The organism is Arthrobacter sp. 05N428_2 (genome assembly GCF_056397065.1).
This window is the reverse complement of the sequence record NZ_JBFTMR010000004.1, coordinates 203,223-224,620: the sequence shown is the minus strand read 5'-3', so window position 1 is coordinate 224,620 and position 21,398 is coordinate 203,223. Positions and strand designations below refer to the sequence as shown.

11 protein-coding genes and 2 tRNA genes are annotated in these 21,398 nt (G+C 69.4%); 10 read left to right on the top strand and 3 right to left on the bottom strand.

The window, feature by feature from the left end:
- Window positions 1-101 precede the first annotated feature (101 nt).
- From AC1DGI_RS05780 to AC1DGI_RS05770, 3 genes are read left to right on the top strand one after another with little or no spacing between them, the layout of a single operon-like run.
- Window positions 102-518 carry an MGMT family protein gene (locus tag AC1DGI_RS05780; protein WP_441402337.1) on the top strand — a complete coding sequence of 139 codons (417 nt, stop codon included), beginning with the start codon at window positions 102-104 and terminating at the stop codon, window positions 516-518.
- Window positions 515-3,859, top strand: a complete 3,345-nt coding sequence (locus tag AC1DGI_RS05775) for an ATP-dependent helicase (protein ID WP_476898081.1) — start codon at window positions 515-517, stop codon at window positions 3,857-3,859. Before AC1DGI_RS05780 ends, AC1DGI_RS05775 begins: the two co-directional genes overlap by 4 nt.
- Entirely contained in the window at window positions 3,856-7,470 is a 3,615-nt protein-coding gene (locus AC1DGI_RS05770; protein WP_476898080.1) for an ATP-dependent helicase, read from the top strand. Before AC1DGI_RS05775 ends, AC1DGI_RS05770 begins: the two co-directional genes overlap by 4 nt.
- A 9-nt stretch (window positions 7,471-7,479) precedes the next feature.
- Here the strand turns inward: AC1DGI_RS05770 and AC1DGI_RS05765 are convergent, their stop codons facing one another.
- Window positions 7,480-8,859, bottom strand: coding sequence for a macrolide 2'-phosphotransferase (locus AC1DGI_RS05765; RefSeq protein WP_476898079.1), 1,380 nt, complete (start codon window positions 8,857-8,859; stop codon window positions 7,480-7,482).
- 181 nt (window positions 8,860-9,040) lie between these two features.
- Between AC1DGI_RS05765 and nudC the strand changes: the two genes are divergently transcribed.
- From nudC to AC1DGI_RS05750, 3 genes are all read left to right on the top strand, one after another.
- A complete protein-coding gene (gene nudC, locus AC1DGI_RS05760) occupies window positions 9,041-10,183 on the top strand; it encodes an NAD(+) diphosphatase (protein WP_476898078.1) in 1,143 nt (380 codons plus the stop codon).
- Window positions 10,184-10,334: 151 nt separating this feature from the next.
- Window positions 10,335-12,476: an ATP-dependent DNA helicase UvrD2 gene (locus AC1DGI_RS05755; protein WP_476898209.1), complete on the top strand. Its 2,142-nt coding sequence runs from the start codon at window positions 10,335-10,337 to the stop codon at window positions 12,474-12,476.
- Window positions 12,476-13,117, top strand: a complete 642-nt coding sequence (locus AC1DGI_RS05750) for a M48 metallopeptidase family protein (RefSeq protein ID WP_441403457.1) — start codon at window positions 12,476-12,478, stop codon at window positions 13,115-13,117. Before AC1DGI_RS05755 ends, AC1DGI_RS05750 begins: the two co-directional genes overlap by 1 nt.
- A 35-nt stretch (window positions 13,118-13,152) precedes the next feature.
- Here AC1DGI_RS05750 and AC1DGI_RS05745 read toward each other — a convergent pair whose 3' ends face one another.
- Window positions 13,153-14,634, bottom strand: coding sequence for a zinc-dependent metalloprotease (locus AC1DGI_RS05745; RefSeq protein ID WP_476898077.1), 1,482 nt, complete (start codon window positions 14,632-14,634; stop codon window positions 13,153-13,155).
- 465 nt (window positions 14,635-15,099) lie between these two features.
- On the opposite strand from AC1DGI_RS05745, the gene AC1DGI_RS05740 reads away from it, so the two are divergent.
- From AC1DGI_RS05740 to AC1DGI_RS05725, 4 genes are all read left to right on the top strand, one after another.
- On the top strand, window positions 15,100-16,128 hold the full coding sequence (locus tag AC1DGI_RS05740) for a YlbL family protein (protein ID WP_476898208.1): 1,029 nt from the start codon (window positions 15,100-15,102) through the stop codon (window positions 16,126-16,128).
- Window positions 16,129-16,231: 103 nt separating this feature from the next.
- Window positions 16,232-19,225, top strand: coding sequence for a UPF0182 family membrane protein (locus tag AC1DGI_RS05735; protein ID WP_476898076.1), 2,994 nt, complete (start codon window positions 16,232-16,234; stop codon window positions 19,223-19,225).
- A 211-nt stretch (window positions 19,226-19,436) separates the two neighbouring features.
- Window positions 19,437-19,510: transfer RNA gene (locus AC1DGI_RS05730), tRNA-Met, on the top strand.
- A gap of 308 nt (window positions 19,511-19,818) precedes the next feature.
- Window positions 19,819-19,895, top strand: a tRNA-Met gene (locus AC1DGI_RS05725).
- 51 nt (window positions 19,896-19,946) lie between these two features.
- On the opposite strand, the gene AC1DGI_RS05720 is transcribed toward AC1DGI_RS05725, so the two are convergent.
- Window positions 19,947-21,371, bottom strand: coding sequence for a cryptochrome/photolyase family protein (locus tag AC1DGI_RS05720; protein WP_476898075.1), 1,425 nt, complete (start codon window positions 21,369-21,371; stop codon window positions 19,947-19,949).
- Window positions 21,372-21,398 lie beyond the last annotated feature (27 nt).

Genomic DNA, 21,398 nt, shown 5'->3' with positions numbered 1-21,398 from the left:
AACGCTACCTGCTGCCGCCGACAGTTTTGCGCAGCGCCCCGCGGTGTCCTGCGGGAGCCGTGCGGCAGCCCTGCGTCAGCCGTCAACGGTAACCTTGGTGCATGCGGACGGAGTATGTGGAGGCGGTACTGGAACTCGCGGCGATGGTGCCGGCGGGCTCCGCCCTCGCCTACGGCGACGTTGCCGAACTCCTCGGCTCGGGCGGCCCCCGCCAGATCGGCTCGGTAATGAGCCACCACGGCAGTGCCGTGCCCTGGTGGCGGATTCTCAAGGCCAACGGCGAGGCCCCGCCGGGGCACGAACGCGAGGCCCTGACGCTGTACCTCGCCGAAGGGACCGCCCTGCTGGGCAACCACGCCGAATACCTGCGCACCGGAGAAGGGCGCTGGCGGGTGGACCTCGTGGCGGCGCGGTGGGCGCCGTCCGAACCGGACTTTGAGCGGATCGACGCCGTCGCGGAGCGGCTTGAGCGGGAGCTGCATAAACTGTCTGTCCCTGATGATGAAATGACTGTGTGAGTAGCCCCAAGCAAAACCCGCCTAACCAGTCAGGCCTGCGCCTGCTGCCGCCCCGGACCCAGCACAGCGCCGTTCCGGTGCTGTCACCGGATCAACGGGCCGCGGTCGACGTCGCGCACGGCTCAGGACCGGTCCTGGTCCCCGGCGCGCCGGGGACCGGGAAGTCCACGGTCCTGGTCGAGGCGGCCGTCCGGCGCGCGGAACGCGACGGCCTGGATCCCGAGCGGATGCTGATCCTGGCCCCCGGGCGGCTCGCCGCCGATGCGCTGCGCGACCGCTTCACCGCGCGCCTGGACCGCAGCCTGAGCACGACGCCGGCCCGCACCTGGGCGTCGTATGCCTTCGATCTGATCCGGCGCGCCAAAGCGGAAGGCATCCTGCCGCTGCCACGTGCGCCGAAACTCCTGTCCGGACCGGAACAGGACCTGATCATTAAGGAACTCCTCGAAGGCCACGCGCAACCGGGCCTGGAACTTCCCTGGCCGGGAGACCTGGACGCCGCCCTGCAGACCCGGGGCTTCCGGCAGGAGGTCCGCCAACTCTTTGACCGGATCATCGAATCCGGGCGCACCGCCGGGGACTTGGCGGACCTCGCGCAGCGCTGCCACCGGCCGGATTGGACCGCCGCGGCGGCACTGTACGCCGAGTATCGCGATGTCCTTGATCTGCGTATGCCCGAATCCTTCGACCCTGCCGGCATCATCACGGCGGCCCGGCAGATCTTCCAGGATTCCCCGGAGTTCCTGGCCGCCGAGCGGGAGCGGCTCCAGCTGATCCTGGTTGACGACGTCCAGGAGGCGAACCCGGCCGTGTTCGAACTGCTCGCAGACATCGCCGCGGGCAAAGACGCGCTCGTCACTGCCTCCCCGGACACCGTGGTGCAGGGATTCCGGGGGGCCCGGCCGGACCTCGTAGCCGAACTGCCGCGGCTGCTGGCCCCGGCCGGCGGCAGCGTCCTGGAGCGGCCGCTGTGGACCGCCCACCGGCACGCCCCCGCCCTCGCGCAGGCCTGGCAAGCGGTGGCGGAACGGATTTCCCTGCGTTCCGGCGGCACGTCGGCCCGTAGGCTCGACCAGCCGGACCAGCCGGACCAGCCGGACCAGCCGGACCAGCCGGACCAGCCGGACCAGCCGGCCCCCGGCGACTTGGTCTCCGGCCAGCATCGTGCCAATCACGGGACCGTGGAGGCGCACCTACTGCCGTCACCGGTCCACGAACTGCGCTACGTGGCGCAGCGCATCCTGGAAGCCCAGCTAAACGACGGCAGGGATCTGGGCGACATCGCCGTGATCGTGCGCAACGGCGGCCAGCTCGCCCAGCTGCAGCGCCACCTCGCCGGCCAGGGCATCCCGGTCCGGATCCCGGTGGCCGAGTCCGCGGTCCGGGACGAGGTCGCGGTGCGGCCGCTGCTGGACGCCTACGCGGTGGCGCTCGATCCTGCCACGCTCACGCCGGAATCCGCCGTCTCGCTGCTCACCTCAAGGATCGGCGGCGCCACGTCGATCGAACTGCGCCGGCTCCGCCAGTCCCTGCGGCGCGAGGAGCTCCTGGGCGGCGGCGGGCGCACCAGCGACGCGCTGCTGGTCGAGGCGCTGCTGGAGCCGTCCGCCCTGGCGACGCTCGGCATCGAGGGGCACTCCGCCCGCCGGGTGGCCCGGATGATCCGGGCCGGCCAGGAGGCCGCCGAGGCACCCGGCGGCAACGCCGAAACCGTGTTGTGGGCGCTGTGGCACTCCACCGGGCTCGCGGGCCGGTGGACCGAGACCGCCCTGGCCGGCGGCGCTGCAGGAGCACGCGCGGACCGGGACCTGGATGCCATGATGGCCCTTTTCCACACGGCCGAACGGTACGTGGACCAGCTCCCGGGTTCCGGCCCGGAACAGTTCCTCGAGTACCTGCTCAGCCAGGAACTGCCGATGGACACGCTCGCGGCCCGGGCGCAGCTGGAGGACGCCGTGGAACTCATGACGCCGGCCAGTGCCGCGGGGCGCGAGTGGCCGGTCGTGATTGTGCCGGGGCTCCAGGAAGGCGTGTGGCCCAACACCCGGCTCCGCGGCGAGCTGCTCGGCAGCACACTGTTCGCCGACGCCGTCGAACATGGGGTCGACTACGCCCTGCAGCTCGATCCGCTGAGCCGTCTCCGGGAGATCCGCTATGACGAGCTGCGCAGCTTCTCCACCGCGGTCTCGCGCGCCCGGGAAGCGCTGATCTGCACCGCCGTTTCCTCCGAGGATGAACAGCCGTCGTCCTTCCTGGACTACGTCTCGCCGCTGCACCCGGACCAGGACCGGCGCGGCTTCACCACCGTGGAGCGACCGCTGACGCTGCGCGCGCTCGTCGCCGAACTGCGCCAGTACGCCCAGCTCGACGGCGGCTCCGCCGAAGCGGCCGAGGCCACCGCGGTGCTTGGCGCCCTCGCCGCCGCCGAACCTGCCGTTCCCGGCGCCCACCCCGACAGCTGGTGGGGCCTCGCCCCGCTGTCCTCCACCGACCCCGTGGTGCCCCCCGGCGGCACCGTCTTCGTCTCTCCCTCCAAGGTCGAGACCGTGCAGAAATCGCCGCTGGACTGGTTTGTCCAGGCCGCCGGCGGGGAGGCCGCCACGGATTTCGCCCGCAGCCTAGGCACCCTGGTCCACGCCATCGCCCAGGACCTTCCCGACGCCTCCGGCGGGGAATATGTCGCCGAACTGGTCAAGCGCTGGCCGTCGCTGGGGATGAAGGACAACTGGGAAGGCAAACTGGATTTCCAGCGGGCCGAAACCATGGTCCGCAAACTTGCCCAGTACGTGCTGCTGATGCGGAGCGAGGGGCGCACCCTGCTCGGCGTCGAACAGGACTTCGAGGTGAAGTTGCCCGATGTGGTCCCGCCGGCCGCCCCCGGCGCGGAGGAGAGCTGGCCCGCGCGGGCCGCCGTGCTCCGAGGCCAGGTGGACCGGCTGGAGATTGACGCCGACGGCCGCCTGGTGGTTGTGGACCTCAAGACCGGCAAGCGCCAGCCCAGCAAAGCCGAACTCGAACGGCATCCCCAGCTGGGCGCCTACCAGGCAGCGGTCCTCGCCGGCGGGTTTGCCGGCCCCGACGACGGGCCGCCCCCGCGGCCGGGCGGTGCCGTGCTGGCCCAGCTCGGCACCGGCACGAAAAGCCCGGGCGTGCAGGGCCAGCCGGCGCTCGATCCGGAAGCCAACTGGGCGCTGGAAATGGTCGGCGAGGCGGCCGGCGTCATGTCCGGCAGCAGCTTCGAAGCCCGCCACGACCCCGCCAAGGGCGGGCACGGCGGCCACGGCTGCAGACTGCCGGAAGTCTGCCCGCTGTGCGCACGTGGAAAGCAGGTCACCGAATGAGCAGCGAGGCAACGACGACGGCGGCCGCTCCGGAGGCTACCGGCAGGCCGGACGCGATTCCGGTCGCGCTCCCGCAGGCACCCCCCGAGCCCCGGTTCAGCCCGGAGGAGCTGTCAGCGCTGCTGGGGGAGAAGAACAGCCCCACGGCCGAACAATCCCTGATCATCTCCTCGCCGCTGACGCCCCGCCTTGTCATTGCCGGCGCCGGCTCCGGCAAGACCGCCACCATGGCGGACCGGGTGGTCTGGCTGGTCGCGAACGGCTGGGTCAGGCCGGAGGAAGTGCTCGGCGTGACCTTCACGCGCAAGGCGGCCGGCGAACTCGCCACCCGGATCCGGGCCAAGCTGTCGGCCCTGGCACGGATCGCCGCCGCGGACCCCGACCACAAGGTATTCCCGGCCGGGCTGCTGAGCACCGACGCGCTGGAGCCCAAGGTCTCCACTTACCACTCCTACGCGAGCGGCATCGTCTCGGATTACGGCCTGCGGCTCGGCGTCGAACGGGACGTGGTCCTGCTCGGCGGCGCCCAGTCCTTCCAGCTCGCCAGCGAGGTGGTGGAAGCCTTCGACGGCGACTACCAACATTTCCGGTCCGCCAAGTCCACCCTCGTCAAGGCCGTCATTCAACTCGCGGGGGAGTGCGCGGAGCACCTGCAGGACCCGGCTGAGGTCCGCGGCTGGCTGCTGGACCGGGTGGCCGAGTTCGAATCGCTGCCGTACGTCGCCACGGCCAAGAAGAACCCCAGCCAGGCCGCTGGGGACCTCAGCGCGCTGCTGCGCACCCGCGCCAGCGTCGCGGACATGGTGGGCCGCTACGCCCAGGCTAAGCGGGACCGGGGCGCGCTGGACTTCGGCGACCTCGTGGCTCTCGCCGCCCGGGTGGCCAACGAGATTCCGGTGGCGGCGCAGACCGAACGCCAACGCTACAAGGTGGTGCTCCTGGATGAATTCCAGGACACCTCGCACGCCCAGCTGGTGCTGTTCTCCCGGCTCTTCGGCGACGGCCACGCCGTCACCGCGGTGGGGGACCCCAACCAGTCCATCTATGGTTTCCGTGGCGCGTCCGCGGGCCAGCTCTTCCACTTTGTCCGCGAATTCCCGGTCCGAGTGGAAGCCAACGCCGCCGACAGCACCGGCACCACCGCTGGCAACAGCGGCGGGCCGGCGCGGTTCGCCGTTGCCCCGACGTCGTACCTGACGACGGCCTGGCGCAACGGCCGGAACATTCTCGAGGCCGCCAACATCATTTCCGCGCCGTTGAGCAAAGCGGCCGCCCAGACGGGGGCGGCCGGGGCCCGGGCCAGCGCCGGCGCCGTGGAGGTCCCGCCGCTGCAGCCGAGCCCGGCTGCGGTCCAGGGACGCGTGCTGATGGGCCGTTTCGGCACGGATGAGGACGAGGCGTCGGCCCTCGCCGCAGATGTGCTGAAGTTCCGTCGGACCGACTTCGACGCCGGGACGGCGGAGGGGTCCGACCCGCCGGCCATGGCCGTGCTCTGCCGTCGACGAGCCCAGATGGAGTGCATCCGCCGCGAATTCGAGCTGCGCGGGATTCCGTACGAGATCGTGGGTCTGGGCGGGCTGCTGGACACTCCCGAGATCGTCGATCTGGTCGCCACCCTCCGGGTGCTGGCCGACCCGGGCCGCTCGGACTCGCTGATGCGGCTGCTGGCCGGAGCCCGCTGGCGGATCGGCCCGGCGGACCTGATGGCGTTCCGCGACTGGTCAAGCTTCCTGGCCCGGCGCCGCGGCCGCCCCGGCACTCCCGGTGCCTCCGAGGGCGCCGGCGGCGATGATACGGATACCGGCAGCGACGCCGACGACGCAGTCATCGAAGGCGACCTCACCGACGCCGCGAGCCTCGTCGAGGCCCTGGACTGGCTGCCCCGCCCGGACTGGACCTCCGCGCACGGCCGGCAGCTCAGCCCGGCAGCGCGGGAACGGCTGCAGCGGCTTTCCGCCGAACTCCGGCAACTGCGCAGCTTCATGGGTGACGATCTGAGCACGCTCCTCGGCGAAGTCGAACGAGCCATGCTCCTGGACATCGAGGTCGCAGCCCGGCCCGGCATCAGCATCCACCAGGCCCGGCGCAACCTGGACGCCTTCCAGGACGCCGCCGCCGGGTTCCTGCACACCTCGCAGCGGGTGGACGTACTCGCCTTCCTAGCCTGGCTGGAGGCGGCGGCCGCCGAGGAAAACGGCCTCGACGCCGCCGCGCCGGAAGTCAACCATGAGGCCGTGCAACTCCTGACCGTCCATGCGTCGAAGGGGCTGGAGTGGGACGTCGTGTTCGTGCCCGGCCTCAACGCCGGGGCTTTTCCCAGCAGCCGGGATTCTCGCTGGAGCAGCGGGTCGGCCGCGCTGCCCTGGCCACTCCGCGGCGACCGCGCCGACCTGCCGCAGTGGGACCTGGACCAGCCGGACCAAAAGGGCTGGCTTGACGCCGAGAAGGACTTCAAGGCCGCCGTCCAGGTCCACGGGGAGGCCGAGGAACGACGCCTGGCCTATGTGGCCTACACCCGCGCCAAGCACGTGTTGTGGGTTTCCAGCGCCGCCTGGGTGGGTTCCCGGGCGGGACTGGCCGGGATGTCGCCGTTCCTGGCCGAGCTCGAAACCTTGAATTCGTCCGGGGCTGCCGAGATCCATCCGCGCTCCGTCGCGGAGGAGTCCCTGCCGGAGGAAAGTCCGCTGACCAGCGAACTCGAGCTGGCGCTGTGGCCCTATGATCCGCTGGAAGGGCCCGTCCACCCGCGCACCGGGGTCCGGCTTCGGCTCCTGCCAGGGCGCCGGGCCGCCATGGCGGCCGCCGCCGGCCGCGTCCTGGAGCGGCTGGAACGGCCCGACGCCGGCTTGTTGCCCGCTCCGGCCGGCTCGGTCCGCTCCAGTTCGGATCCTGCGGGTTCGGTGCCCGGGGCGCGGCAGTTGCGTGGCCAGGCGGGGGGCTGGGCGCAGGAAGCGGCGACCCTGCTGGACCGGCGTTCACGCCGGGCCTCGGGCCAGGACGTGCACTTGCCGGGACACATCTCCGCCTCCACCCTGGTGGACCTGGATGACGACCCAGCCTCCGTGGTCGCCCGGCTGCGGCGCCCCGTCCCGCGCGAGCCAGGGATGTCCGCCCGCAAGGGGACGGCCTTCCACGCGTGGGTGGAAGAGTATTTCGGTACCGCCGGGATGCTGGACCTCGGCGAAGCGGCCGGCTCGGACGATCACATCGACGAGGCCTACGGGCTGGACGCCATGGTGGAGACCTTCCGCCGGTCCGAATGGGCCCACCGGGCGCCTGCGCATGTCGAAGTGCCGGTGGAAACCCGGATCGGCGACGTGGTGGTCCGCGGACGCATTGACGCCGTCTTCCGGGACGCCGACGGCCGCTGGGACCTCGTGGACTGGAAGACCGGGCGCCGGCCCGCGGCCGGCCAGCTCAAGACCAGGGCCGTACAGCTCGCCGTCTACCGGCTGGCATGGTCCCGGCTCAAAGGCGTCCCGCTCGAGGATGTCCGGGCGGCGTTCTATTATGTGGCCGACGACGCGGTGGTGCGCCCGCACGATCTGGGCTCCGCGGAACGGCTGGAGGAGATAGTCGCTGCGGCGTTGGGGAGTACTGCGGCCAGCTAGCGTCTCACGCTAGCGGCGCGGATCCGGAACGACTCTCAGTGCCGTGGTGGAGGTGTCATCCGCCGCTGACGGGGCGGCAGGGGAAGGGGCTGCGTCCCAGTGGGTGCCGTCAGCGGTGTTCTTGTTCTCGGCGGCACCCTCGGCGGCCGTGGCACCAGACGCGCCGCCGTCGTCGGTACCGTCGTCCGCGTGGCTGGCGGTGTCGGCCCTGCCCGCTGCCGAGCCGGCGAAGCCCCCGTCGTTCTGCGAAGGAGCGGGAGCCTCGTCGCGGGGGATCGGCGTGACCTGCACCGCGGGCACCGCAGAGCCGGCGGACCCCAATTCGGGCCCGGGCCCGGTCGCCGCGCCAGGATCTTCCGGCCCTATCGGCTGCACGGTCACGGCGGGCTGCACGCTGACGGCCGGGTGCGCTGCTGGGGCGGGCTGCACAGTCACGGCGGGCTGGGGCAGTGGTTCGACGCTGATCGGCTGGCCGCCGTGCTCTGCGACGTCGTCGGCCAGCACCGCCAGCATGGACTCTGCCTCGTCGATCATGGTCTGGTCTTCTGCCGCGAGCCCCTTGACCAGGTACTGCGCCAAGGCGAACTCCGCGGACAACGCGGCGCGTCGAAGCAGATGCGAGTCGGGCGCGTCCCGGCGGCTCGAGGTGTACTGAGCCAACACCGTATCCACAAAGTCCTGGTCATTGGAGGCAACCAGCCAGGCCATGTCGTCGGCCGGATCCCCGATGCGCAGGTCCGTCCAGCCTGTCACGGCGGTGACCTTCTCGCCGTCGACCAGCAGGTTGTCCTCATGCAGATCGCCGTGCACCACGCTGGGGTTGAAGCGCCACAGCGAGACGTCTTCCAGCGCGTGCTCCCAGCGACGCAGCAGCAGCGGCGGGATCTTGCCCGTCGTCGCGGCCTGGTCCAGTTCATTGAGCCGGCGCTGCCGGAACTCGTTCGGCGTGTAGCTCGGAAGGTCGGCGTTGCTGACCAGGGTATGCGGCAGATCATGGATCGCCGCGAGGGCAGCGCCGAGTTCCCGCGCCAGCCCGGCCGAGCCGGCGCTAAGCTCCTCCACCGAGCGGGTGGCGCCGGACAGGTGAGAGTAGACAAAGGTGCTGAGCGTCCCCTGCCGGACGCTTCCGGCCACGGTGGGCATCAGGAAGGGAAGTTCGGCGCGGATGCCGGGAGTGAACGCGCGCAGCACCAGGAACTCGGTTTCAAGGCGTGCGCTCGCCTCGGCATGCCGGGGCGAGCGGACCCGCCAATGTTTACCTTCGGAGTCCAAGAGGAGGGCGGAATCGAAGTCTGCCGGATCGTCGGGCGCGGAGCTCGCGGCGGTCGGGGTCAGGCCGGGCACTGCCGCCGTCGCTATGGCTGCCAGTTCGATTGGTTTTCTTCTCACGCATCCACGGTAGAGCGAGCCGCGCCGATGACGGCGATGCAGGACGGCGAGTCTGAAAGATCGGCGCGAAATAGCGCCGCACGGCTCCAACGCGCGCCACCGTCCCGGGATTGCGGTCCGCCGCCCGCTTGGGCTGCCCTGGGAAATGTCAATTGTCAGCGGGGGTCGGTACGGTGGGTACATGAGTCTTGCGGAGTCACCAGAGTCCGGAACCGGGCCAAAAGCCGGGCAAAGTACGGCACCGATCGATCCTGAAGGGGCATGCCCGGACCCGGCCGCTCCGGCCGGATCGGCGACCGCTGACGTGCCGACGGCGGCCGGGGCCGGCCCGGCGGCCAACAGCCTGCGTGACACTGTTCTTCCCGTGCGCCCGGCGCTGATTGACCGCGGCACCGCGGCCAGGATGAAGCCCGCGATGCTGGAGGAGCTGCTGCGATCCAGCGGTGTTCAGGCACTGCTCCTGTCCCGGCGCCAGGCCCTGGTCAGCGGCGAGGGCCTCGTGTTCGTGGACGCGGCCAGCCTCGCCGCCCGGCTCCGGGGAACCCCCTATGCCCCCGAGCAAGTGATCTATCTTGGCGCGGCGCTGCCCGGAGCCGGCGTGCCGGAGGGAACGCAGTACGTCCTGTTCATCCTTCCGGAACAATTCGAAGTCCGCGCCGAGCCCTTCGAGCAGCACGTCGAGGGCATCCCCGCGGGGGCGCAGTGGGCGGGTTTCCGGGAGGTGGCAGCCCAGCTGGACCCCACCCACACCGCGCTGTTCATCGAGGCCAGCGCGATCGCCAACTGGCACGCCGCACACATACACTGTCCGCGCTGCGGCGCCGCGACCGTCCCCGAGGCCGGCGGCTGGGTCCGGCGCTGCCCGGCGGATAATTCCGAGCACTACCCGCGCACGGACCCGGCCATCATCGTCACCGTGGTCGGCCCGGACGGCAGGCTGCTCCTCGGCGGCGGCGGCCCGCTGGACTCCCGGAATTATTCGACCCTGGCCGGCTTTGTCGAGCCCGGCGAATCCCTGGAACAGGCCGTCATCCGTGAAATCGGCGAAGAGGTCGGCGTGCGGGTCACCGCGTCGCAGTACCTCGGCTCCCAGTCCTGGCCGTTCCCGGCGTCGCTCATGCTCGGCTTCACCGCGATGACGTCGGACACGGAGGCCAGGCCCGACGGCGTCGAGGTCACCCGGGCGCGCTGGTTCAGCCGCGCCGAGCTGCAAGAAGCGGTGTCGAGCGGAGAAATCGTCATCTCCAGCAGGCTCTCGATCGCACGTGCCCTGATCGAACATTGGTACGGGGGCGTCATCCAGGACCGGCCGGAGAGCGCATGAGGTACCCGTGACAGCAACGACCCGGCGCCCCCGCGCCGCGTATCCCCGACTGCGGCGCACCCGCCGCAGACCCTCCAACGACTGAGCAGCAGAAGTGAACACAGATATATTCCAGTCCAGCGCCTTCCCGGCCGAGCAATCCGGCCCCGGAGTGACTCCCACCGAGCTCCCGGCGCAGGACAACCGCTCGCTTGAGGAACGCATTCTCGGCGGCCTCGACGCCGAACAGCGCGAGGTGGCCAGCACCCTGAACGGGGCCATGTGCGTCCTTGCCGGCGCCGGCACCGGCAAGACCCGCGCCATCACGCACCGGATCGCCTATGGCGTGCACTCCGGCGTGTACAGCCCGCAGCGGCTCCTAGCCGTCACCTTCACCGCCCGGGCCGCAGCCGAAATGCGCAGCAGGCTCCGGGACCTGGGCGTCGGCACCGTGCAGGCCCGCACCTTCCACGCCGCCGCGCTGCGCCAGCTCCAGTACTTCTGGCCCCAGTCTGTCGGCGGCACGCTCCCAAACCTGCTGGACCACAAGGCGCAGATGATCGCCGAGGCCGCCCGCCGGTTACGGCTCAGCACGGACCGGGCGTCCATCCGGGATCTTGCCTCGGAAATCGAGTGGGCCAAGGTGTCGATGCTCACCCCGGCCAACTATCTGGAGAAAGCCCAGGGCCGCGGCACCCCCGGCGGTTTCGACCTGACCGCCGTCGCCCGGGTCTTCCAGTCGTACGAGGACGTCAAGACGGACCGGAACGTGATCGACTTTGAGGACGTGCTGCTGATCACGGTGGGAATTCTGCAGGAGGATCCGAAGGTGGCCGCCACCGTTCGGGAGCAGTACCGGCACTTCGTGGTGGACGAATACCAAGACGTTTCGCCGTTGCAGCAGCGGCTCCTCGAACTGTGGCTGGGCGGCCGCGACGATCTCTGCGTCGTCGGCGATGCCAGCCAGACCATTTATTCCTTCACCGGTGCCTCGCCGCAGCACCTGCTTGGCTTCAAGGGACTGTACCCGGACGCCACCGTGGTCAAGCTGGTCCGTGACTACCGTTCCACCCCGCAGGTGGTGAAGCTGGCCAACGAATTGCTGGGCGGCCGGCGCAGCGGCGGTCCCGTGGCGGATGCCGCCTGGGCCGCACCGCTGCAACTCGTGGCGCAACGGCCTGCCGGCCCGGTACCGCAGTTCACCGAATGTTCCGACGACGAGGCCGAAGCCGCCACCGTCGCGCTGAACGTCCGGAAGCTGCTGGACTCGGGGACGCCGGCGAGCCAGATCGCCGTCTTGTTCCGCACCAACGGCCAGTCGGAGGCCTACGAACGGGCCCTCGCCTCGGCCGGCATCGGGTATCAGCTCCGCGGCGGCGAACGGTTCTTCGCCCGCAAGGAGGTCCGGGACGCAATCCTGCAGCTGCGGGCCGCCACCCGCGCGGTCAGTGAAACCGCGGCTCCGGAGCCCCTGGGCCAGCTGGTCCGCGACATCGTGGCCTCCTTGGGCTACACGGACGCGGCCCCGCACAGCGGCGGCGCCGTCCGCGAACGCTGGGAATCGCTGGCCGCCCTCGTGGCCCTCGCCGACGAACTTGTGGCCAGCAGGGGAGCCCAGTTCAGCCTCGCGGACTTCGTCAACGAGTTGCAGGAACGCTCGCTGGCCCAGCACGCGCCGACCGTCCAGGGCGTGACCCTGGCGTCACTGCACGCCGCCAAGGGCCTGGAATGGGAGGCCGTGTTCCTGGTCGGCCTGAGCGAAGGCCTGGTGCCAATCTCCTTCGCCGACACGCCCGAGGCCGTGGACGAGGAGCGCCGGCTGCTCTACGTCGGCATCACCCGCGCCAAGGAGCACCTGTTCCTGTCCTGGTCCACGGCCAGGACCCCGGGCGGCCGGGCCAACCGGAAGCCGTCGCGGTTCCTCGACGGGTTGCGGCCGGACTCGGTCGCCAGTTCCTCCGTCCGCGGCAAGGGTGCCGCGCCGCGCCGGAAGGCGGCCGCACCGGCGTCGTGCCGGGTCTGCGGGAGCATGCTGTCCAGCGGTGCCGAACGCAAAGTGGGCCGCTGCAGCCAGTGCCCGCCGAGCTACGAGGAACAAACGTTCGAGGCGCTGCGGCAGTGGCGGAAGGAGGTCGCGCTGGAGGCCGATGTCCCCGCCTTCGTGGTTTTCACTGACGCGACTCTGACCGCGATCGCCGAGGCGAGGCCGGAGTCCCTTGAACAACTCGCCAAGCTGCCCGGGGTGGGCGCGTCGAAGCTGGAAAAATACGGCGAGGCCGTGCTTGCGGTCCTGGTCGAAAGCACCACGCTCTGATGGCCGGGGCCGGGATCAACGAAGGCACCCCGGTGACCACCTCGGACGGCTCGCCCGTTGAGGTGCGCCGCTCGGCGCGCAGGCGCCGGACGGTGGCGGCATTCTGGGAAAACGGCACCGCCGTGGTTGCCATCCCGGCACACTTCAGCGGCGCCCAGGAACGCGAATGGGTGCACCGGATGCTGGAGAAGCTCCGCCTGCAGGGCGGCCGCGGCTCCAAGGCCGCGGGCAAACGCCGCACCGGCAGCGACGCCGAGCTGGCCGCCCACGCGGCCGCGCTCTCCGCCCAGTATCTGGGCGGCCGTGCCGTCCCGGCGTCGGTCCGCTGGGTGACCAACCAGAATTCACGCTGGGGCTCGGCGACCCCGTCGGAGGGAACCATCCGGCTCTCCCACAAGCTCCGGCCCATGCCGCAATGGGTCATCGACTATGTGTTGCTGCACGAGCTGGCGCACCTCCTGGTGGCCGCCCACAATGCGGCGTTCTGGCGCCTGTTGTCCGCTTATCCGGAAACGGAACGGGCCAAGGCTTTCCTGGAGGGCGTGTCCTTCGCCACCGCCCGCGGTCTGTCTGCTGAACAGGACGGCGGCGAAGCGGCGGGCGACCTAACCGCCGACGTCGTTGAGGCCGCCGCGCACTGACAGCGGAGGCCGTGGCCGGCCGCCCCCACCGCGGGTCAGGACTTGGCGCTGCCGCCGTCGTCCGCGGCTCCGGGCTCTTCGCCGGAATCCTTCGCGGCTGGTCCGGTGCCGTCCGTGCCGGTGCCGTCCGTGCCGGTGCCGTTCCCGGCCTGCTCCGCATCCGGTTCTGCCGTGTCGAAACCGCCGCTCAGCAGCTTCTGCAGCGCATCGTCGACCTCGGTGTCACTGGCCTCGGCCAGCTTGCGGCGTTCGCTAAAGCCTTTCGGGTCGTCCAGGTCCTCAGCCGTGGGAAGCAGATCGGGGTGCTGCCAGATGGCGTCCYGGCCTTCCACGCCGCGCTCGTCCTTGAGCTGGGCCCACAGCGTGGCAGCCTCGCGCAGCCGGCGGGGCCGCAACTCGAGGCCGACGAGGGAGGAAAACGCGTGCTCCGCCGGACCGCCGGTAGCGCGCCGGCGCCGGACGGTCTCCCGCAGCGCAGCCGCCGAGGGCAGCAGCTTCTCCGTGGCGGCGGCGGTGAGTTCATCGACCCACCCCTCCACCAGGGCCAGTGCGGTTTCAAGCTTCTCAAGGGCCTGGTCCTGCGCCGGCGTCCGCTCGGGCATGAAGACGCCCTGCGAGAGAGCTTCCTGGATGCCTTCCGGGTTGCTGGGGTCCAGCCCGCGGGCGAGCTCCTCGATCTTGGAGGTGTCGATGTGGATGCCGCGGGCGTAGGCCTCAATCGCGCCGAGCAGATGCCCGCGCAGCCACGGCACCTGGACGAAGAGCCGGGCGTGCGCGGCTTCGCGGACGGCGAGGAAGAGGCGGATGTCGTTTTCCGGCAGGCTGAGGCCCTCACCGAACTTCGCCACGTTGGCCGGCAGCAGCGCCATTTCCAGGTCGGCCAGGGGAACGCCGATGTCGGTGGAGCTGACCACTTCGCCGGAGAGGGCGCCGATCGCCTGGCCCAGCTGCATGCCGAAGATCGCGCCGCCCATGTTCTGCAGCATCGAGGAGGCGCCGCCCATCATGGACTTCATCTCTTCGGGCATCTGTTCGGTCATGGCGGACGACAGGGCATTGGCGATGCTGTTGGCGACGGGTTCGGTCAGCCGCTTCCAGGTGCCGAGCGTTTCTTCGACCCATTCGGCGCGGGACCAGGCCCGGCCGATCAGACCGGTGGAAGGAAGTTCGGTGACCTGGTCGAGCCAGAGCTCGGCGAGCCGAAGCGCCTCGTCAACCTCGCGGGACTGGGCAGCGGTGACGGACGGGTCGGAACTGCTGGCGGCGACCCGGCGGGCGTTGTCGTGTGCCAGCTGCCAGTTCACCGGCCCGTCGGAAGAAGCGCTCATCATGGCCTGGACCTGGGAAAACATCTGGGCCAGCAGATTCGGGTCGTCCGGCAGCCCGGCGGCCTTGGCGAGCTCCGACGGATCGATGTCCCCTATGCCCTTGCCGCCCATCAGGTTCTGCAGCATTTCTGCCAGCGGGTCCTTGGGTTCGTCGTCCCCGTTGGACGGATTGAGTGGGTTAGAGGTCATGATCCCGCCGATCGTCGGTGTGACTGGTACTCAACTTCACGCTACCCCTCCGCGTAAGGGGCTGTCGCCCGAAACCCGGGAACGTTCGCTGTCGGCAAAGAGCCTCGCGGGCGCGCGACCGCGTAGTGTTGGGAGCTGGAATGTTTGCAGGCTGCCGAGCCGGTTTCGGCCGCAGCCGCTGCGCCCTGGTCCCGGCCTCGAAAGGGGTCCCAGGCGCCGGCACGGAGAGGTCCTTCATTGACATTTACCCAGGGCGAACAGCCCCCCGGCGAACCCGCGCCCCGCGACGGCGGCCACCCCGGCGCAGTTAGCGCCGAGGCCGGCGGTGCTCCAAGCGGCGATCCCGGAACCGGGCCCGATCACGGCGGCCTTTGGTCCGGCCTGATCCCCGGCCGTGGAACGGGAGCCCGGGGAACCGGGCCCCGCGGAGCGAAAGGCGGCGGAGGGGACACCCGTTCCTCTGCGATGCTGGTCTCGGGCCTGCTTGCGGTGGTACTCGGCGTCGCCGCGATGAGCCTGCCCGTTCCCTACGTGATCGAGTCTCCCGGCCCGACATTCAATACGCTCGGCACGGACAACGGCAAACCGGTCATCACGGTCTCCGGGCACGAGACCTTTCCGGCCAAGGGCGGCCTGGACCTCACCACCGTCTACGTCGACGGCGGCCCCAACGGACCGGTCACCTCGTTCGAGGCCCTCAGCGCCTGGCTGAACGCGTCCAAGGCGGTGTACCCCGAGGAACTGATCTTCCCCAGCGGCGTGTCGAAAGAACAGTCGCAGCAGGAAAGCGCTGTTGCGATGACGACGTCGCAGGAGAACGCCGTGGCCTCCGCCCTCAAGGAGTTGGCCATCCCGTTTGAGCAGAAGCTGCAGGTCGCCAACATCCCGGACGATTCGGCTTCCAAGGGCAAAATCCAGGAAGGCGACGTGCTGGTCTCCATCGGCGGCAAACCCATCACCGCACTCAGCGTCGTCCAGGGCGAGCTGGCGGCCGGAAACGGCAAGCCGGTCACAGTCGTCGTCGACCGGAACGGCAGCCAGCTGCCGCTGACCATCACCCCGGGCAAGGCCTCCAACGGGCGCTACCTGCTCGGCGTCGTGCTGCAATACAAATTCAAGTTTCCCTTCGACGTCAAAATCTCGCTGGACAAGGTCGGAGGCCCGAGCGCGGGCATGATGTTCGCCCTGGGCATCGTGGACACCCTGACACCCGGGGACCTCACCGGCGGCAGGCACATCGCCGGCACCGGCACCATCACGCCGGACGGCGTCGTGGGAGCGATCGGCGGCATCGACCAGAAGATGGTCGGGGCGAGGTCCGGCGGCGCCACCATGTTCCTCGCCCCGGCGGCCAACTGCGACGACGTCGTGGGCCACATTCCTGCCGGCATGCAGGTCGTCAAGGTAGAGAGCCTGGCCGAAGCCCGGCACGCCGTCGAAGTCGCCGCGACGGGCGGCGACACATCCGGACTCCCGGCTTGCTCCAACAACTAGACTGACCCCGGAACTAAGCTCCAGTGCCACTCGTGGCACTAATGACAACTGAAGATTTAAGACAACTAAACCAGCACTGACGACCAGCTATGAGGTACCGAGTTTGTCCCGACCCAGCCCCGTCCCACCCGGCAGACCACAGCAGCGTAGGGGCGCACTGACGCCGACCTTGATTGTTGTGGCCGTGATCGTGGTCGGCTTCATTTTCTTCGCCAATGTCTGGACGGACGTCCTCTGGTACCAGCAACTGGGTTACTTCCAGGTTTTCCTGACGGAGAACCTGGCACGGATCATCATCTTCCTCATCGGCTTCGCAGTGATGTTCGCCGCCATGTTCTTCGCGATCCGCGTCGCTTACAACGCGCGTCCCGTCTACGCGCCGGATTCGGAAGTCCGGGACAACCTCAACCGCTACCAGGCGCAGCTTGAGCCGATCCGCCGCGTGGTCATGATCGGCCTTCCCGTCCTGTTCGGCCTCTTCGCGGGTAGTGCGGCCGCCAGCCAGTGGCAGAAAGTGCTGCTGTTCCTGCACCAGCAGCCCTTCGGCCAGAACGATCCGCAGTTCAACCTGGACATCAGCTTCTACCTCATGACCCTGCCGTTCCTGGGCTTCGTCACCGGGTTCCTGATCAGCGTCGTGGTCGTGGCCGGAATCGCCGGCATCCTTACCCACTACCTGTACGGCAGCATTCGGCTGATGGAACGCGGCATCTTCACCAGCCGCGCCGCCCAGATCCACCTTGCGGTCACCGGCGCCGTGTTCCTGCTGCTGCTCGGGGCCAACTTCTGGCTGGACCGCTACTCAACCGTGCTCAACAACGGCGGCCGGTGGGCCGGCGCGCTGTACACCGACGTGAACGCGGTCATCCCGACCAAGTCCATCCTCGCCGTCGCTGCGGCGCTCGTGGCGGTCCTCTTCATCGTCGCCGCCGTGATCGGCAAGTGGCGGCTGCCGGTGATCGGCACCGCCATGCTCGTCATCACCTCGATCCTGGCCGGCGGCGTCTACCCCTGGGTGATCCAGCAGTTCCAGGTCCGCCCCTCGGAGCAGACCCTGGAGAAGAGCTACATCGAGCGGAACATCAGCATGACCCGCGCGGCCTACGGGCTGGATAAGATCCAGGAGAAGGTCTACAACGCCACCACCACCGCTACGACCGGCGCACTGGCCCCGGACGCGCAGACGACGGCCAATATCCGCCTGCTGGACCCGAACCTAATCTCCGACGCCTTCTCCCAGCTCCAGCAGTACCGGCCCTACTACCAGTTCCCGAGCGCGCTCAACGTGGACCGGTACACAGTGGACGGGAAGATCCAGGACACGGTCATCGCAGTCCGTGAACTCAACCCCGACGGACTCAGCACCAACCAGCAGTCGTGGCTAAACCGGCATGTCGTCTATACCCACGGCTACGGCGTGGTCGCGGCCAAGGGCAACAAATTCACTGTCGACGGCAAGCCGGACTTCCTCCAGTCCGGCATCCCGTCCACCGGCGTCCTCGGCACCGATCAGACCTACCAGCCCCGGATCTATTTCGGCCAGAACTCTCCCGATTACTCGATCGTCGGTGCTCCTGACGGCGCCCCGCACCGCGAGCAGGACCGGCCAGCGACCTCGGAAGGTACCGGGGACACCCAGTACACCTTCACCGGCAACGGCGGCCCGAATGTGGGGAGCTTCTTCAACAAGGTCCTCTACGCGATCAAGTTCCAGTCGTCGGATTTGCTGCTCTCCGACGGCGTGAACGCGGATTCGCAAATCCTCTATGACCGCAATCCCCGCGACCGCGTGGAAAAGGTCGCGCCATACCTGACCGTGGACGGGAGTGCCTATCCCGCTGTGGTAGATGGCCGGGTGAAGTGGATCGTGGACGGCTACACCACCAGCCCCTACTTCCCGTACTCCCAGCAGGAGCAGCTCTCAGCAGCCACTACCGACTCCCAGACGACGGCGGGCCGGACCGCGGCGCTGCCGAACAGCTCGGTCAACTACATCCGCAACTCGGTCAAGGCCACCGTGGATGCCTACGACGGCTCCGTCACGCTGTACGCCTGGGACGATCAGGACCCGGTGCTGAAGGCCTGGCAGAGTATCTTCCCGACGTCCCTGAAGCCGTACTCGGAAATGTCCGGGGACCTCATGAGCCACGTGCGCTACCCGGAGGACCTGTTCAAGGTCCAGCGCGAGCTTCTGGGCCGATACCACGTCACCCAGGCGGACAGCTTCTACAAGAACGACGACGCGTGGAGCGTGCCGAACGATCCCACCGTCAAGGATGAGGTCAAGCAGCCGCCGTTCTACATGTCTCTCCAGATGCCGGACCAGCAGAAGCCGGCCTTCCAGCTGACATCCTCGTTCATACCCCAAGTGGTCAACGGGGCCGCCCGCAACGTCATGTATGGCTTCCTGGCGGCGGATTCGGATGCAGGCAACCAGAAGGGCGTGAAGGCGGACAGCTACGGCCAGCTCCGGCTGCTGCAGATCCCGCCCGAAACCCAGGTGCCGGGCCCCGGCCAGGCTCAGAACAAGTTCAACTCCGACCCCACCGTGTCGCAGGCACTGAACCTGCTGCGCCAGGGCGCTTCGGCTGTGCTCAACGGGAACCTCCTGACGCTGCCCGTGGGTGGAGGGATGCTCTACGTCCAGCCGGTCTACCTGAAGTCGACCGGCGAGACGTCCTACCCGACGCTGCAGCGCGTTCTGGTCGCCTTCGGCGACAAGATCGGGTTCGCGCCGACCCTGGACGAGGCGTTGAACCAATTGTTCGGCGGCAACTCCGGGGCAACGGCGGGTGACTCAGCCAATAAGGGGCAAACCCCGGCCACGCCCGCCCCTGGCGGCACCCCGACACCCAGCACCGATGCCAAGGCCGAGCTGAAGGCGGCCCTTGATGACGCCAACGGAGCCATCAAGGCCGGCCAGGACGCGCTGGCCAAGGGCGACTTTGCCGGCTACGGCGACCAGCAGAAGAAACTCGCCGCGGCCCTGCAGCGGGCCATCGACGCGGAAGGCAAAATCGGGGCGACGACGCCGGCGCCAAGCGGCAGCGCTTCGCCGTCGGCCACGCCGTCGCCGAGTCCGAGCCCGAGCAAGTAGGCGCCGGCACCTAGGCGCCGGCCCGCCAGATCAGAGGCGGCTAAAGGCCGGATTCCCCGCACAAGCGGGGAATCCGGCCTCTTGTCTCTCATCATGCCGGGCCGGCCGTCCCACCGCGGGGCTTTCAGCGGCCCGCGGACCGGGTTGGGACGCACATCACGCCGCCCCGATTTGGCCTCCCGTTCACCGGCAGGTAAAGTTGTTCTTGCGACGCGGGGTGGAGCAGTTCGGTAGCTCGCTGGGCTCATAACCCAGAGGTCACAGGTTCAAATCCTGTCCCCGCAACTGAAGAAGAAGTCCGGAACACTGGAAAGTGTTCCGGACTTCTTGTTTTAACCCGTTCCGGGCGGGGTTCCACCCAGCAGTGTTCCGGGGGCGCTTTGACACGGGCACGCCGCGCGGACCGGTCCCAAGAGGCACAGTTGTGTCCAAAGGCGCCCCCGTCTGCCGGGCATCCCTTCCGGGCGATGGGCGGACGTCTGCGGCGTCAGCCGTTACGGGTCAGGTCGTCTGGCCCGATAACCCGCTGGCGCTGCGCGGCGTTGGACCGTGGTCGGGGCGGCAGCCAAAGTAGGGTAGTGTTGATCAAGCGACGCGGGGTGGAGCAGTTCGGTAGCTCGCTGGGCTCATAACCCAGAGGTCACAGGTTCAAATCCTGTCCCCGCAACCAACAGCAGTAATGGAAGGGCCCGGATCAACAGATCCGGGCCCTTCCTTTTTCCTATCCGTCCTTGAGCCGCTGGTACGTCTCCAGTGCCCGCGCCCGTGACTCGGGGAGCCCCACGATCGGCTCCGGGTAGTCCGGTGCGCCGCCGTCGGCCTTCCACGGTTCATGCACCGCCTTGTCGCCCAGGCCGGTGAGCTCCGGGATAAACGTCCGCAGGTAGCTGCCGGCGGCGTCGAACTTCTTGCTCTGCGTGACCGGGTTGAAGATGCGGAAATACGGGGAGGCGTCCGCTCCCGAGCCGGCCACCCACTGCCAGTTGGCAGGGTTGCTCGCGGCATCGGCGTCCACCAGCGTGTCCCAGAACCAGGCCTCCCCGAGCCGCCAGTCCGCCAGCAGGTTCTTGACCAGGAACGACGCCGCCGCCATCCGGACACGGTTGTGCATCCAGCCGGTCTGCCACAGCTGGCGCATGCCCGCGTCCACCAGCGGGTAGCCGGTACGGCCCTGCTGCCAGGCCCGCAGTTCGGCGCCCGACGGCGTCTGCCAGGCAAAGCGGTCGAATTCCGGCCGGTAGTTACGGCTGGCGAGCTGCGGATTTTCGTACAGCAGGTGCCAGCAGAATTCCCGCCAGCCAAGTTCTGCACGGAAGATCCCGACGTCGGCCGGTGCGCCGTGCGGAAAGCAGCCACGGAGCGCATGCCAGACCCGGAAGGGGCTGAGCTCACCGAAGCGCAGGTGCGGTGAGAGCCGGCTGGTGCCCTCGACGCCCGGGACATCCCGTCCCGTGCCGTACTCGACCGCCGGGCCGGCCAGGAAGTCCTCCAGCCGGCGGTGCGCACCAGCCTCACCCGGGGTCCATTCCGCGGCGAGCCCCGCACTCCAGTCCGGGCGGCGGGGGAGGAGCGCCCAGTCCGCCAGGGTGTCGCTGCCGGGCAGTTCCCCGGCTCCGTCCCGCGCGGGCCCGGGCAGCCGGTCCGGCGCCTCGAGAGGCAGCCGGGGCTCGGGCGCCTCGAGGCAGGCCTTCCAGAATGGCGTGAAAACCTTGTAGGGCCCCCCGGACCCCGTCCGCACCGTCCAGGGCTCGAACAGGAGGCTGGCCTGAAAGCTTGCGGCGGTGATGTCCTGCCGCGACGCCCACTCCTTGAGGCCGGCGTCGACGGCGCGTTCCGGGCCGCCATAGCGCCGGTTCCAGAGCAGATGCGTGGCACGGGTTTCTTCGACCAGTTGGCGGATGACCCGCTCCGCCGGTCCGCGCCGGAGCAGCAGGCGTGAACCGGCGGCCTCAAGGTCCGCGGCGAGGGAGACGAGCGAGTGATGCAGCCACCACTTCGCCGCGCCGCCCAGCGGCCGCACCCCGGGTGAGACTTCATCCAGCACGTAGACCACTGTCAGCGGGCTGTCCAGTGCCGCAGCCTCCGCCAGGGCGGGGTTGTCGTCGAGGCGGAGGTCATCGCGGAGCCAGACAAGGGTTGCAGACATGGCTCCACGCTACTGGATCACAACAGA